At 58.1% G+C, this 15,301-nt stretch carries 13 protein-coding genes; 6 read left to right on the top strand and 7 right to left on the bottom strand.

Features of this window, described 5'->3' with window-relative positions; all coding sequences use genetic code 11:
• Positions 1-55 precede the first annotated feature (55 nt).
• The 6 genes from ytfQ to JWS10_RS00225 all read right to left on the bottom strand — a co-directional run bounded on the left by ytfQ (position 56) and on the right by JWS10_RS00225 (position 7,952).
• Complete coding sequence (ytfQ, locus tag JWS10_RS00250; RefSeq protein WP_299483118.1) at positions 56-1,024, bottom strand: galactofuranose ABC transporter, galactofuranose-binding protein YtfQ; 969 nt, start codon at positions 1,022-1,024, stop codon at positions 56-58.
• 429 nt (positions 1,025-1,453) lie between these two features.
• Positions 1,454-2,980, bottom strand: a complete 1,527-nt coding sequence (locus JWS10_RS00245; protein ID WP_299503668.1) for an indolepyruvate oxidoreductase subunit beta family protein — start codon at positions 2,978-2,980, stop codon at positions 1,454-1,456.
• A complete protein-coding gene (locus JWS10_RS00240) occupies positions 2,977-5,121 on the bottom strand; it encodes an indolepyruvate ferredoxin oxidoreductase subunit alpha (protein WP_299503666.1) in 2,145 nt (714 codons plus the stop codon). Before JWS10_RS00240 ends, JWS10_RS00245 begins: the two co-directional genes overlap by 4 nt.
• Positions 5,122-5,592, bottom strand: coding sequence for a MarR family winged helix-turn-helix transcriptional regulator (locus JWS10_RS00235; protein WP_299503663.1), 471 nt, complete (start codon positions 5,590-5,592; stop codon positions 5,122-5,124).
• Positions 5,589-7,160 carry an NAD(P)/FAD-dependent oxidoreductase gene (locus JWS10_RS00230; protein ID WP_299503660.1) on the bottom strand — a complete coding sequence of 524 codons (1,572 nt, stop codon included), beginning with the start codon at positions 7,158-7,160 and terminating at the stop codon, positions 5,589-5,591. The genes JWS10_RS00235 and JWS10_RS00230 overlap by 4 nt, the downstream gene beginning before the upstream one ends.
• 3 nt (positions 7,161-7,163) lie before the next feature.
• Positions 7,164-7,952 carry a cyclase family protein gene (locus JWS10_RS00225; protein WP_299483132.1) on the bottom strand — a complete coding sequence of 263 codons (789 nt, stop codon included), beginning with the start codon at positions 7,950-7,952 and terminating at the stop codon, positions 7,164-7,166.
• A gap of 99 nt (positions 7,953-8,051) precedes the next feature.
• On the opposite strand from JWS10_RS00225, the gene JWS10_RS00220 reads away from it, so the two are divergent.
• The 6 genes from JWS10_RS00220 (at position 8,052) to JWS10_RS00195 (ending at position 14,840) form a co-directional block, all read left to right on the top strand.
• Positions 8,052-9,617, top strand: coding sequence for an NAD(P)/FAD-dependent oxidoreductase (locus JWS10_RS00220; protein ID WP_299503658.1), 1,566 nt, complete (start codon positions 8,052-8,054; stop codon positions 9,615-9,617).
• A 33-nt stretch (positions 9,618-9,650) separates the two neighbouring features.
• Entirely contained in the window at positions 9,651-11,171 is a 1,521-nt protein-coding gene (locus JWS10_RS00215) for an ABC transporter substrate-binding protein (protein WP_299503657.1), read from the top strand.
• Positions 11,172-11,311: 140 nt separating this feature from the next.
• Positions 11,312-12,322: an ABC transporter permease gene (locus JWS10_RS00210; RefSeq protein ID WP_299503655.1), complete on the top strand. Its 1,011-nt coding sequence runs from the start codon at positions 11,312-11,314 to the stop codon at positions 12,320-12,322.
• Positions 12,315-13,166, top strand: a complete 852-nt coding sequence (locus JWS10_RS00205) for an ABC transporter permease (protein WP_299483147.1) — start codon at positions 12,315-12,317, stop codon at positions 13,164-13,166. Before JWS10_RS00210 ends, JWS10_RS00205 begins: the two co-directional genes overlap by 8 nt.
• Positions 13,163-14,032 carry an ABC transporter ATP-binding protein gene (locus JWS10_RS00200; RefSeq protein WP_299503654.1) on the top strand — a complete coding sequence of 290 codons (870 nt, stop codon included), beginning with the start codon at positions 13,163-13,165 and terminating at the stop codon, positions 14,030-14,032. Before JWS10_RS00205 ends, JWS10_RS00200 begins: the two co-directional genes overlap by 4 nt.
• Positions 14,025-14,840: an ABC transporter ATP-binding protein gene (locus JWS10_RS00195; protein WP_299503652.1), complete on the top strand. Its 816-nt coding sequence runs from the start codon at positions 14,025-14,027 to the stop codon at positions 14,838-14,840. The genes JWS10_RS00200 and JWS10_RS00195 overlap by 8 nt, the downstream gene beginning before the upstream one ends.
• Positions 14,841-14,856: 16 nt before the next feature.
• Here the strand turns inward: JWS10_RS00195 and JWS10_RS00190 are convergent.
• A partial coding sequence (locus JWS10_RS00190; RefSeq protein ID WP_299503651.1) for a carbohydrate ABC transporter permease occupies positions 14,857-15,301 on the bottom strand: 445 nt, incomplete at its 5' end.

The following is a 15,301-nucleotide window of genomic DNA, read 5'->3' as shown; positions in this document are numbered from 1 at the left end:
TTTATAAACAACGTCGGCCGGAACGACCCGGCCGACGGCATTTGCTTAAGCTGGCTTAATAGCCCAGACCCTTACGCCGATCATACTCGCCCTGCGCATCGTCCGCCGGAGTATAAAGTTTAGACTCGGTAATGATGAATTTTTCCGGCACCGTGCCGTTCGTCAGATAAGCATCGAGCGCCGCAAACGCCGGGCCTGCCATGTTAGGCGTCAGTTCAACCGTCGCATTGGCTTCACCAGCAACCATCGCCTGGAAAATATCTGGAACGCCGTCAATCGACACCACCAGAATATCCGAACCTGGCTTCAAACCGGCGTCCTTGATCGCTTGGATCGCCCCAACCGCCATGTCGTCGTTATGCGCATAAACCGCGCAAATGCCCTTGCCACCATTCTCGGCTTTCAGGAAACCTTCCATCACTTCCTTGCCTTTGGCGCGGGTAAAATCGCCAGTTTGGCTGCGGATGATCGACAGATTAGCATGGCCCGCGATGCCTTCTTCGAAGCCTTTTTTGCGGTTAATCGCAGGCGACGAGCCCACAGTGCCTTGAAGTTCCACGACTTTACAATCTTTATCACCAACTTGGCCAACCAGCCACTCGCCAGCAACCCGACCTTCTTTGACTTGGTCCGAAGCCACCGAAGTCAGGTAAAGATCTTCGGGCGCATCAATTCCACGGTCCAACAGGATGACCGGAATGTTGGCTTCCTTGGCCTCGCCAAGCACTTCTTCCCAGCCAGTCGAAACCACTGGAGCGACCAAAATCGCCGCAACACCTTGGGCAATAAAGCCGCGGATTGCCTTGATCTGGTTCTCTTGTTTTTGCTGTGCATCGGCAAATTTCAGATCAATTCCCAGCTTTTCCGCTTCGGATTTCGTCACCGAAGTCTCAGCCGCACGCCAGCCGGACTCAGATCCGATTTGCGAAAAGCCGATAACTTTGCCCGACAAGTCGGCATAGGCTGCCGAAGACAGTAACGCGCCAATACCCGCGGCCAGCGCGAGTTTCTTAATAATGGACATGATCCCTCCCTAGGATTTTGCAGCTGGTGTCTTCCCTCACCGGCCTGAACAGAGGCTAGCAAAAGTATTACTATATGTAAAACCCGAAGTTTTGAGGGCGGAGTTGCCAGTGGAAGGATCCGGCTCGCGTCGCTAACCCGTTGCGAAATCACATAAGCTTGAGCGACGAGCAATCTGCGCAGACGCAGCATTCGAATGCTGCCTCGCAGCGATTTTGGCAGAAGCAATGAGATGTAACGCGTTGAGCCTATAGACAGAGTCACCCAAGCCCGAGGGAGAGCGTTAAACGAAAAACCTTTTCACCTTCCGCCTGTACAGCCATTTATAACCGAAGCCATGCAAACCCGTCCGGCCCAATCCACTGGCATTGTCAGAAATGCCTAACTCGGTCACAGCAACCTGTTGCAATAAAAACAACAGTTGCGCCGCTTATGCAAAGCTCTGAATCGTTGCCAAAGCTCCGTCAAGCGCCTTGCCCTCTTCGTCCATCAAAGCCGCCTCGCGCAGACGCCGTGCCCAATCCGCCGCATCGTCTCGGCTCGCAACCAAAGCGATCCCGGCCAGAACCCGATCGAACTTTGACAACCCGCGCGCATGGGTGTCCGAATAGCCTTTGACCAGCCGCCGACACTTGATCACTTCGACCGCGAGATCGTAATTTTTCGGCAGATACCCCAGCGCCACCGCCAACCAGCGCTCCAAATGCGCCATTTCCTGCGCGTGACGCAACGACCCCAGCCGCCGCCGTTTCATACCGCCCAAAACGTAAAGCATCAGATACGCCCGCAAACTGTCCGTCCGCATCCGCCGACCCTTGTTGAACCAGCGATCCAACCGCGCCATCCAAGCCGGGTTCGCCTCAATCTTTGCTCCCAATTTCGCGGGTAGTAGCCCAACAATTTCTTCCGCCCGAGGATGCATAAACTCGGTCAGTTGCACCACATTGCCCGGCTTCGCGCCCATCTCTGCGGCAATCCGCTCCGCCCGACCCGCACGCGTTTTGAGATCAGCCACCCGGATCACATCGTCATAAGCCATTGCATTGGCTGTATATTTAGCCGCCTGCTTTGAAAGCTCAAACGGCGCGCGATCCCGCGCCAGCACCGCCTCAACACGGTCCAAGTAAACCGCGCCGTAGGCCAAATCCTGAAATTCGACCACTTTGCGCAGACCCAAAACCACCATCTCTGCGACCGCCGCTGGCATCCGCCCAGCCCGATCCGCAAGCGCCTGCCACTTTGCCAACAACCGCGCCGACCCAACCGGAGCCGCCGTCACAGCAACGGTAACTTTTGGCAAACTCACCGGCCCTTGCGCCGCAGCGAACCCCGCCGCGAACGCCCTCAAAGACGCCTCCGCCCCTTTACCACCCGATTTGATAGCCGCCTCAAACGCCTCCCGCGGAAACGGCAGCACTTCTGCGCCCGCAATCGCGCCAAACATGCTCGCCGAAATCACCGACCCCTCGGCAAGCGCCAGCGCATCAAAATCCGCCGCGATAAACCGGCGCGCCGCCACTTCCGCCGCCGCAATCACCTCCTCGGATGAGGCAATTCCATCCCCCGGCACCATCTTTTCGCTGACAGCCAACGCCCGATGTGTCGAGGTGATCAGCGTGGTGCGATCCGGCGTCACAAAGCCGCGAATGATTGAGCGTCCAGCCTCCATCATCTCGGCGGTAACCATAATATCGACATCACCCGCCGCTGGCATCAGCGAGAAGACCGGGTAGCGCGGCCCAGCCGGGGCCATCTCAATATAGTAAACGGTGGCACCCGTCCGCTGCGCCACGCCCGCCACCGAAGTGGCCTGACAAACATAGCCATTTGCCCGCGCAACCGCCTCAATCCAAGCCGTCAACACGCCGCCGCCCTGCCCGCCAACAGCAAGAAGCGCCAGTTTGATCACGGCATCCATGCCCTTGCCACCCGCAGGAATCGCCTGATGCAAGCTCATGTCGCCCCCCCAAACACCAAGCGTTTAGCGTCACGCCGCCGCTGCAACCAGCCGATCATCCGCGCCCGAAAACCGGCCAAACGCATCTCAAATTTTGACGGATTATGCACCACATCGGCACGGTAAAAGCTGGGGCATAGCACTGCCGCATCAGCAACCTCACCACAATTTCCGCAACCGACGCACGATTGGTCAATCGAAGCCACCGGATCATCACGCAGCGGATCGTCCAATCTTTTCAACGACAAAGACGGGCATCCCGACAACCGGATACAGGCGTGATCGCCGGTGCAAACCGCCTCGTCAATGCCAAAACGTGGCACATCGACCCGCCGACCTTCCCTGATCGCCGCCGCCCGCAACGGCTTTTCACGGCGCTGTTTGTTCAACATACATTCGCTTGAGGCCACGATCACTTTCGGCCCCGGCGCGTCCGTTGTCAGCGCCTCGCGGATGGTGTCGCGCATCTTTTTGACGTCGTAGGTGTGGTCAATCTGGCGCACCCAATCAATGCCGATGCCAGCCAGCGCCTTCGAAATCGGGTTTTTCGTGGCCTTCGTCGCATTGTCGGCGCGGCTTGACATCACATCCTGCCCACCGGTCGCCGCCGAGTAAAAATTATCGACCACAATCGCCACGCCATCGGATTTATTGAACGCCATATTGGTAAACGAGCTGCTCAAACCGTTGTGCCAAAACCCGCCATCGCCGATAATCGCAACCGGACGCCGCTCACCGCCGCCATCAAACGCTGCGTTCGCCGCAGGCCCAAGCCCATAGCCCATCGTAGCGCCGCCGATTTCAAACGGTGGCAGGCTCGCGAACAAATGGCAGCCAATATCGGCGGCAATCTGGTGCTTGCCGAGTTCTTTTTCGACCAATTTCATCGCCGAAAAAATCGGCCGCTCGGGGCAACCGGTGCAGAACCCCGGCGGGCGAATTGGCACGGTTTTGGTCAGGTCAGGAATGGCAGGTCGGTCCATATTCGGTGCGCGCACAACCGCCGCCAGCATCGCAGGGGCTGCTGTTTTCAAGAACCCCGTCACCGCCTCCAACATCACCGCCCCGGTGTACTCCCCGGCCAAAGGAAATAGCCCTTTGCCGTGCAATTTCACCGCAGATTCCGCGCGATAAAGGAAACTGCCAAGCTGGGTTTCAATAAACTCCGGCTGGCCTTCTTCAATCACCAGCACATGTTCCTTGCCGGCGCAGAACTCCAGAAACTCCGCCGAAATCAACGGGTAAGTCACGTTTAACACGTAGATTGGCACCTCAGACGTGCCGTAGATATCCGCCAATCCAAGCCGCTGCAACGCCCGGATCAGCCCATTATACATGCCGCCCTGCACCACGATACCGAAGTCGGATTTTGGCCCGAAAATCTCATTCAAACCGCGCTCACGGATGAATTTCTCCGCCGCAGGCCAGCGATTTTTTACTTTATCCTGCTCATGCGCAAAGCTCATCGGCGGCAAAACCACGCGTGCAAAATCGCTGCGCGGGTTCGACAAAGCCTCTTTCACCGTCAATTTCGGCCGTTGATTGTCGCGGGTTTTGAACGACCCCGTGACATGGCAGGACCGGATCCGCACCATCAACATCACCGGGGTATTCGAGACTTCCGACAGCTCAAACCCGTCGGAAACCGCCTGCACAATCGAGGGCAGGTTCGGGCGCGGATCAAGCAGCCAGAACTGCGATTTCATCGCAAAAGCGTGCGTGCGCTCTTGCATAATTGAAGATCCCTCGCCGTAATCCTCGCCGACAATCACCAAAGCGCCGCCGGTGACGCCCGACGAAGCCAAATTCGCCAGCGCATCCGACGCCACATTCACCCCGACCGAGCCCTTGAACGTCACCGCCCCGCGCATCGGATAATGCACCGATGCCGCAAGCATCGCCGCCGCCGCCGCCTCGTTCGCATTGGCCTCAAACCGCACGCCGAGTTCGCCCAAAAGGTCTTGCGCATCCGCCAAAACGTCCATCAGATGCGAAATCGGCGCGCCCTGATAGCCGCCAACATATGCGACGCCGTTCTCCAAAAGCGCCTTGGTCAACGCCAAAATTCCCTCGCCGGTAAAGGTTTCGCCCGCGCCCAAACGCAGATCTTCGACTTCGGCTTTGAAAGAACGCTCTGCCATCTAAATCTCGTGCTTTCTGATATTTGTCAGCATTTTCTGAAGGGTAGCGGTGAACGCGCGCCGCTCATCCTCTGGGATTCCGCGAAACATTCGCGCCTGCGCCTGCGCCATATGCGGCCACAAACTGTCGAAAGCCGCACGCCCGGCGTCGGTGATAAACACCCGCACCGCACGGCTGTCCGCACTGTCAACCTCGCGCCTGATCAGGCCATCCGCCTGCAACTGGTCCAAACCGCGCGACAGCGTCGAGGGGTCAATCACCGTATAAACCGCCAACTCGCGGATCAACGGCCCTTCGACCACCGAAAGCACCGCCAAAGCCCGCATTTTCGGCGTCGAAAGCCCTAAGCCGGCCATTTCCTCACGCAAGCTGGCGTTGTATCGCCCCATGATGCGGTTCATCAGATATGGCGCGAAATTGGTTAACCCAATCTCGCCCAAACGCGGCACAATCGGGGTTTCATCGTTCATGCGCCCAACCTCTTTGCCGCGTTAAAGCCCGATCCGCCACCAAGACCCGGCCCCGGATGCGTCGAAGCGCCGATATGGATCAACCCGCGCACCAAGCCTGTGCCATTGGTCGAATGCGCGAAGGGTCGCCAGATGAAAAACTGGTCAATCGAGCACGCCCCGCCATAGGGATCACCGCCGACAAGGTTGCAATTCATCCGCTCCAGATCGACAGGAGAATAGGCTTTTCGCGCCAGTTTGATCTTATCAAAGTCATTGATATGGTTAGACAAGATCGCCTCGATCCGGTCCGCAAACGCCTCACGAGCAGCGTCCCAATCCTGCCCTACAATCTTTCCCGCCGCGTCGCCTTTGATCTGGCGCGGCGCGTCGGGAACCTGCACCCACAAGATCGCTTTGCCCTCAGGACAGCGGCTCGGGTCCAACCGATGTGGTTGGCCCACACAGATCGTCGGCACCGCAGGCAGCATCCCACGCTCGGCTTCATTGGCAGATTTCGACACCGAATCCACACCGTCCGCCAAATGGATCAGCGCCACATCGTCCAAACCCGGCGTTAACCACTCCGGGTGCCGGTCCAGTGCATAGTGCAACTGGAAGTTGCCGCGCCCATGCCGAAACTGCCGCACCGCCACCTGATCTTCAGGCAAATTCACATCCAAGAGCTGCCCATGAAGTTGGCTAGGATCAACCGACGCCAGCACCGAAGCGCAAGCAATCTCCTCGCCCCCCGCCAGCCGCACTCCTGTAACCCGACCCTGCCGAGTGGTAATCTTTTCGACCAAGGCCCCGGTGCGGATCACCCCACCATGCGCCTCGATCAACCTGCGAAACGCCAAAGCCGCCTGCCCCGCGCCACCCTTTACAATCGGTGCGCCCGCCGCTTCCAGCGCAAAAGCGACGACTTTCGCCATCTGTGCCGAATAAGCAGACTCGGGCGTCAGCCCACAATGCAGCACCCAAGGCGCCCACAACGCCTGCACCATCGGGCTTTGATAACTGCTCTCAAGCCAGCCCCGCGCCGGCGCCAACGCACTGCCCATCCAAGCCGCAAGCCCGCGCAATCCGCGTCTGCGCACCTGCCCAAACAGCAGTTTTGCCGTCGCCCACGACCACAGATTGCCGCCCAGCAACGCGAACAAGAACGGCGCATCGGCCGTAATTTGGCCGACATCTACGCCATGCTGATCGCCGTCTCCCGCTGCCAAGCCGTTGAAACTAAATATATTCTTCGCGCGGTCCATCGTTAGAACCAAAGCCGTCCCATCGGGGCGCAGCACCGCCGTCGGATGCGGGCTGTGGCAATACTCAAAGCCATGCCGCGCCAGATGCGGCCCCAAAACAGTTCCTGCGGGTGAGGTCATAAACAACACAAACGTCGTCGCCATCACATCATGCCGAAACCCCTGCACAGTGATTTCGTCGGTCAATAGACAGCCGCCGATCCGATCCTCACGCTCCAAAACCAGCACGCGCGCGCCTTTCAGCGCCAACATGCTCGCCGCAACCAGCCCGTTGATCCCCGAGCCGATAATAACGTGATCGAATTTATCCAGATCGGCGGCCATTGGTTAACGCGCCACCAGCGCCAAGGCCCGAATGGGCGAGCCGGTGCCGTTCTCAATCTTCAACGGAGCCGCAATCAGGATCGCGCCCTTGGCAGGCAGACGGTCGAGATTGGCCAGCGACGCCAAGCCATAGCAGTTGTTTTTGTGCAGCAGATTATGCGCTGGAAACGGTGGCGTCATGCCGCCCGCTTGCCCCGCGTCAGTGCCGATACACTGGCTGCCCCAACCAACAATTCCCTTTGAAATCAGATACTCAATGACTTCGGCGGTCGGCCCGGGCGTGTGCGGCCCGGTTTCATTGGCGTTCAAAAACAGCGCCTCATCATGGCCGCGCTTGTCCCAATCCGAGCGCAAAACCACCCATTCACCCGCGTTAATCGCGCCGTGTTCGGCCTCCCAAGCCTGCACATGCGCGATGGTCAACAAGAAATCCGGGTCAGCCCCACACTCGGCCGCGAAGTCCAAAACGTTAACGGGCGCCACCAGCCGCTGCACCGGCAGCGTGTCGGTATAACCGTCGGCGTAATCTTTTCCGGTAATCCAGTGATGCGGCGCGTCAAAATGCGTTCCGGAATGTTCGCCGACCTTCAGCCAGTTCCACGCCCAAAACGGACCATCGGAATCATACTCCGAAATCCGGTGGATTTCAATTTTCGGCGTGTCTTTGGCGAAATCCGGCGGCAACTTCAACAGCGGCGTGTTCGGCCCCAAAACCCCGGTGCAATCAACCACTTCCACCCCGCCCGAGGCGAGCATTCCGGCCAGACCGGCCAACACATCAGCTGAACTCATCGCTATCTCCCTGATTGCGGCGGCTGCCCCGCCTTACGGAATAAGACTAGACAGAATTAAATGCATTTGCAAATATCCTTAAGTCAACCGGAGCCAAATATGCCCGACAGCTACGACGCGGTCTTCATCGGCGCGGGCCATAACAGCCTTGCCTCTGCCCTGCATCTGGCCGCTTCCGGTTGGAAAGTTGCGCTGTTTGAGCAGGCCGCTGTAGCGGGCGGAGCGGTGAAATCTGGCGCCTATACCCTGCCCGGATTCCAGCATGACTGGGCGGCAATGAACCTGTCTTTGTTTGCCGGATCACCGTTTATGAAGGCATATGGCGCGGAATTGGCGCGACATGGGCTCGAATTTGCTCCTGTTTCTAGCCCCTTCGCAAGCGTGTTTGCTGACGGAACTTGGTGCGGCGTCTCTACCGATGCCGCCGCCACCCGCGCCAGAATTGCCCAACATTCCGCAACCGATGCCGCCACTTGGGGCAGGCTTTGCGCAGGCTTCCCAGCCGAGGCTTCGCATCTGTTCGGCCTTCTCGGCGCAAAAATGAAATTACGTGCGCTTGCATATTTCGGGTTCAAAACACTCCGCGCAAAGGGTCTCATTGGCACGCTTGATATGGGCCAGTTCCTGCTGCAATCGCCACGCCAATGGCTTAATCACACCTTCGAGTCACCGAAAGTGCAGGCAATGCTGGGCGCTTGGGGGATGCACCTTGATTTCGCCCCCGATATCGCGGGCGGCGCGCTTTTTCCCTATCTGGAGGGTATGGCGGCCCAAGCTTTTGGAATGGTGCTGGGCAAAGGCGGTTCGGATACCATAATTCGCGCGCTTTGCGCCGCAATCACCGCGCGTGGTGGGCATATTGAGACCGGCCAAACCGTCACGCGCATCGTTCATTCCGGCGGCAAAGCCAGTGGTATTGTGCTGGCCGATGGCCGTGAGATCACCGCTCGCCGCGCTGTGATCGCCAATGTTGCACCGCGCGCTCTGCCGAAATTGACCGGCACCAAAACCGATTTCGACACCAAAATGACCGCTTTTGCCCATGCCCCCGGCACGATGATGATCCATCTCGCGCTGTCGGATCTGCCCGATTGGATGGCAGGCAACGATTTGAAATCGTTCGCATATGTGCATCTCGCGCCCAGCCTTGATCAGATGGCGCGCACCTATCAGCAGGCCAAAGCCGGGCTGCTGCCCGATGAGCCGATTGTTGTTGTTGGCCAGCCGACCAGCGTTGACCCCAGCCGTGCCCCTGCCGGAAATCACACGCTGTGGCTGCAAATCCGCATGGCTCCGGGCGAAATCAAAGGCGACGCCAAGGGCGAAATTGCTGCGAAAAACTGGGCGCAGGCAGCCGAACCCTTTGCACAACGCGCGCTGGATATTCTCGAAAACTACGCCCCCGGCACGCACGCAAAAATTCTCGGCAAGCGTATCGTGCCGCCAACCGAGCTTGAGGCCGACAACCCCAATCTTGTCGGTGGCGATCAGATTTGCGGCAGCCATCACCTTGCGCAGAACTTTCTGTTCCGACCGATGCGCGGCCATGCAGACGGCTCCACCCCGATCCGAAACCTGCACCTGACCGGAGCCGCCGTCTGGCCCGGCGCCGGTCTGGGTGCTGGATCAGGCTACCTTCTCGCCCAAAAACTGACCGGAAAATAACTTCGGCATCAACCATAACCACAGGGAATCGCTATGAAACTTAACCGTCGTGCCCTTTTGCAGCTGTCCGCTGCCACCGTTTCACTCGCAGCCTTCAGCCTGCCCGCCCGCGCGCAGGCCATCGAAGAACTGGTGATCGCTTACAACGTCAACCTGCCCGCTTGGGACCCGACCACCGGGCCATCGGCGGTCAATCCGACGATCCAAGGCATCTATCAATCGGTGTTTGACCAATACATTCTGCAACAACCCGATCTCAAACCCGCCCCCGGCATTCTGACCGAATGGGGCTGGAATGATGATAAAACCCAAGTCTGGATGACCGTCCGAGACGGCGTCACTTGGCATGATGGGTCGCCTTTGACGGCGGAAGATGTCGCTTGGAGCCTTGCCCGCGTTGCCGATCCAGCCACCGGCAGCCCGATCCAGTTCGTCTGGGGAACCCTGAAAAATCATCGGGTTGAGGGCAATAAGGTGCTGGCCGATGTCGCGCAATTTGACCCCACGATCTTCAAATGGATGTATTTTCTGACCGGCTATGTGCTGCCGAAAGCCTATTATGAAAAGGTCGGTGCCGCAGGATTTGAGGCCGCCCCAATCGGCTCCGGTCCCTATATGGTTGAGAAATTTGAGCGTGACGCCTATGTGCGTCTGAAAGCCAACGCCAATTATTGGGGCGGTAAGCCCGAATTTGAGACCGTCACCATCAAGTTCGTCACCGACGCGGCGGCTCGGGTGGCTGAGATTGAATCCGGCAACAGCCATGTCACTTTGGAAGTTCCCTACGAGGAATATGACCGCCTGAAGGCCACGCTGACCGGCACCGCGATCCCGGTTTCCGATATCGGCATGATTTTTCTCAATGATATCGACGTCATGCTCGACCCGAATGTGCGCAAAGCCGCCGCCCATGCCATCGACAAACAGACCATCATCGACCGCTTGCTCAAGGGCTACGGCGTGGCGATTGATACGCTCGAAACCCCAGAATATGACGCTTACGATGCCAGCATCAAAGTGCCTTACAATCCAGATTTAGCGGTAAAACTTCTGGCCGATTCCGGTTACTCCGTTGATAATCCTGTAAAGTTCAAAATCCAAACCACCAAGGGCTTCAAACCCAAGGACTATGAGATGATCCAGGCAATCGTCGGCCTGTGGCGTAAGGTCGGCATCGAAGCCGAGATCGAAACCTACGAGATCGCCAAGCATTACGAGTTGCGCGCCGCCGACCAACTTGCCCCCGCCGCCTTTTACAACTGGGGCAATTCGGTGGGCGATCCGACGACTTCGACCGGTTTTGCGATGTTCGGCCCCTCGCCGCATTCGGTTTGGGACGGCAAGGATCTGATCGACATGATCGTGCCGTTGTGGGGTGAGGCCGATGAAAGCAAGCGCATCGACGGTTGGAAAAAAGTCGATGCTTTCATCGCCGAAAACGCTCTGGTGATCCCGTTGTTGCAATATGTGCAGCCGATCCTTTCGGCCAAGGGCGTGGTGGTGACGCCGCATGCCTCGGGCGCCCTGCTGCCTTATCTGATGAAACGAGCCTGACCGTAAACGCCAAGCCCGGGCGTTAACTTCCATGTCACATTGGCCGATCAAAAGGCCGATGTGACCGCCTCTGTAACGTGTTTTCGCCAAAAAATTCCGCTTTGGGCTCGCACCAAGGCAATCTCGGAAGTTTACAATTTATGCAGTTTTTCCAATCGGTTCTGCTCCGATTATCTACCACCTTCGTCACGCTGCTCGGCGTGGCGGTTATCGTGTTTTTCGTCATTCGCGTCGTCCCCGGCAACCCGATTGCGATGATGCTGCCGCCGGGTGCGACCGAGTCCGATGTGACCCGGCTAACCGCGCTATATGGACTCGACAAAAGCATCCCAGAGCAATTCCTCATCTGGATTTCCGGCGTCATCCAAGGCGATTTTGGCACCTCAATCACCACAAAACAGCCGGTTTTGCAGCTGGTGCTGAACCGTCTGCCCGCCACGTTAGAGCTTTCGGTTATGGCGCTGATCATCGCGATCATTCTCGGCGGTTTGATGGCACTTACTGGAACCCGTTTGCGCGGCACCAAGACCGAGGCGGCGATTGATGTGACCAACGGCATGGCGCTGTCGGTGCCAGATTTCCTTTGGGGCCTCATCCTGATCCTGACATTCGGTGTGCTTTTGCCGATTTTTCACATCTCAGGCCGCGTCACGCCATCGCTGCAGCTGCCTTTCACCACGAATTTCTACCTGACCGAAGCCGTTTTGCGCCTGCGCTTTGACCTATGGCTGGATATCGCGGCCCATATGTTCATGCCCGCCCTTGCCCTTGCGATTCCCCTTGCGGCCATCATCGGCCAACTTCTTAAACAATCTCTTAAAGAAACCATGCATCTCGATTACGTCACCCTTGCCCGCACCAAGGGCTATTCGGAAACCCACGTCATCCTGCACGAGGCGCTGCCGAATGCGATCCTGCCGACCCTGACTTTGGTCGGCGTGCAGTTCACCTTTCTGATCGGAGGCACGGTGATTATTGAGCGGCTGTTTTCCTATGAGGGTCTGGGCAATATGGCGATTGATGCGGTGATCAACCGTGATTTGCCGCTGATCCAAGGTATCGTGATCTTGTTCGCGGTGATCTTTACCGGATTTAACCTGTTGGTAGACCTCACTTATGCCGCGTTGAACCCAAGGTTGCGCCATGCTTGACGGACGCAGCGCAATAAAACGCAAACTCCCGGCGCGGCTGGTTTTATCCGCCACATGGCTGATCCTGCTGACGCTTGCCGCTATTGCAGCACCGCTCATTGCGCCAAAAGATCCCCTCGCGCAGGATTTATTCCTCGGCCAACTGCCGCCATTCTGGGTGCAGGGGCATGAGCCCGGCTACTTGCTCGGCACCGATTCCTTGGGCCGCGATGTCCTTAGTCGCATCCTATATGGTGCGCGACTGGCGCTAACCGTGGCGCTGACTGCCGGCACAATCACCTGCATCATCGGTGCCACAATGGGTCTGCTCGCCGGTTTTCTGCGCGGCTGGGTCGATGTTTTAATCAGCCGCGCCATTGATATTTGGATGGCCTTCCCGCCCGTTTTGTTCTCAATCCTGCTGATCGCCGTGCTCGGCCCCGGCCTTTCATCCATCATCATCGCCATTGTCGTGATCGACTGGACCCGCTTTGCCCGGGTGATCCGGGCCGAGGCGATGACTCAAGGTGCGATGGATTACGTGGCATCGGCGCAAGTCGCGGGCCGCAGCCGCATCTCCACCATGTTCACCGAGATTTTGCCCAACGTCCTGCCCACAATCGTCGTTCTGCTCACCTTAGAGATGGGAATTTCCATCATTGTCGAGGCCATCTTGTCTTTCGTTAACCTGTCAATCTCCACCGACGATCCGACTTGGGGCGGCATGATCGCCGAAGGCCGCACCTCCATCCACCAAGCCTGGTGGGTACTGGTGTTCCCGCTGGCGACGTTGTTTCTCACCGTTTTAAGCTTTTCGCAACTCGGCGAAGGATTGAAAGACCGCTTCGATCCGGTGCTGCGATGAGCTATCTGTCGATCCATAATCTATCGGCCCGCCTGAAAGGTCGCCCTGATCAAATCCTGCGTCGTGTTTCGCTGGAAGTGGCGGCAGGCGAGGTGCGCGGTTTGGTTGGCGAGTCCGGTGCCGGTAAGTCAATGATCGGCAAAGCTATTCTGGGCACACTGCCGCATGCGGTTGAGATCACCAGCGGCCAAATCCTCTTGGACGGTACCGATCTTTTGGCGCTGCCGCCTGCACAGCGCCGGGCTTTGGTTGGGTCGAAATGCGCGCTGATCCCGCAAGATCCGCTCACCGCGCTTAATCCCTCGCGCCGGATCGGCCCGCAGATTACCAACCGTCTGGTGGATATACTGCGCTGGAGCCGCGCCGATGCAGAAAAACGCGCTCGCGAACTGCTGGCCGAGGTGCAAATTCCCGACCCCGAGCGGGTCATGCGCAGCTATCCGCACGAACTTTCCGGAGGTATGCGGCAACGCATCCTGATCGCTTCTGCCTTTGCCGCTGAGCCAAAGCTGATCATCGCGGATGAGCCGACCACAGCGCTGGACGTCACCGTGCAAAAGCAAATCCTGAAGCTGATCGCGGCGATGCAGGCGCGCCACGGCACCGCTTTGCTGTTTGTCACCCACGACTTGGGCGTCGTGAGCAAAGTTTGCCAAAGCCTGTCGGTGCTTTATGCGGGCATTGTGCTGGAAGACAGCACGATCCCAGATTTCTTTCATGCCCCCAAACATCCCTATTCCCGCGCCCTTTTGGCCGCGACGCCAAAATACACCGACCCTGACGGCAGCCTGACCCCGGTACCAGATGCCGTGATCGCGGCCACCCGCGCCGAAGTTGCAGCCGCCGATCGGAGCGCACATGTCTGATATCTACCCTGCAAAGCTTTACCAAATTGATAATTTGCGGCTGTCATTGGCAGATATGACGCAAAAGCCGCTGATTGGCGCGGCGCCCCGGCTGGAAATTCTGAAAGGGTTGAGTTTCGACATTCCGAAGGGCGAGATTCTGGGCATCGTCGGCGGCTCCGGCTCCGGTAAATCCACCCTCGGCCGCGCTTTGGTCCGCCTGTTGGAACCTTCCAGCGGCACGATCAAATTTGACGGTCAAGACATCACTCACCTGCCCGAAACTGTGCTTCGCCCGCTGCGCCGCCGCTTTCAGATGATCTTTCAAGACCCGATGAGCAGCCTCAATCCGCGTCACCGCGTTGGTCAAATCATCGCCGCACCGCTGAAGTTGCACGGCATCAGCAACCCCAAGCAATGCGCGTTGGAGGCGCTGGACCACGTCGGACTGCCGCGCAAATTCGCCGCGCGCTACCCGCACGAGCTATCGGGCGGTCAGCGCCAGCGCATCGGCATCGCCCGCGCCATCGCTCTGAAACCCGAGTTCATTCTCGCCGATGAGATTGTCTCGGGTCTGGATGTCTCTAGCCAAGCGCAAGTGCTTAACCTACTGGAAACGCTAGTGAAAGATCTTGGCCTGACGCTCGCTTTCATCAGCCATGACCTCTCCGTCATCCGCCGTCTTTGCACCCGCATTCTGGTGCTGCATCAAGGTCAGATCGTGGAAAATGCCGCGACCGCCGAACTGTTTGCCAACCCACAAGCCGCCTATACCCGCGAATTATTGGACTCCATCCCACTGCCCGACCCGAACCAAATTTGGACTTAACGGCCCCCTTCGGCGTCTATTTGATCGCTCCCGCCGCCATGCCCTTGATGATATAGCGTTCCAGAACCACGCCGATCACGATCAGCGGCAGGATCGCGGCCCAGGACAAGGCCGCCATCGACCACCACGAAATCCCTTGGCTCCCGGTTTGCGAGGCGACCATCACAGGCAAGGTATTGGCATGGGTTGAAGTCAGCAGCGCCGCGAAGAAATACTCATTCCACGTCAGCACCAAAGACAGGATGAACGCCGCCACCATCCCCGGCAGAGCAATCGGCAGAATGATAGTGATGAATGCGCCCCAGATCGACAACCCATCGACCAAAGCCGCCTCCTCCAATTCGGTCGGGATTGAGGAAAACTGATCGCGCATGATCCAGATTACAATCGGCAGCACCGACAGAGTATAGAGCAAGATCAAACCGATACGGGTGTCGAGCAGCGCCAGTTCCTTATAAAGC

It is taken from the genome of Cypionkella sp., assembly GCF_028290025.1.
Lineage (GTDB): Bacteria > Pseudomonadota > Alphaproteobacteria > Rhodobacterales > Rhodobacteraceae > Cypionkella.
The sequence above is the reverse complement of the archived record's forward strand: the minus strand, read 5'-3'. Positions and strand labels throughout refer to the sequence as shown.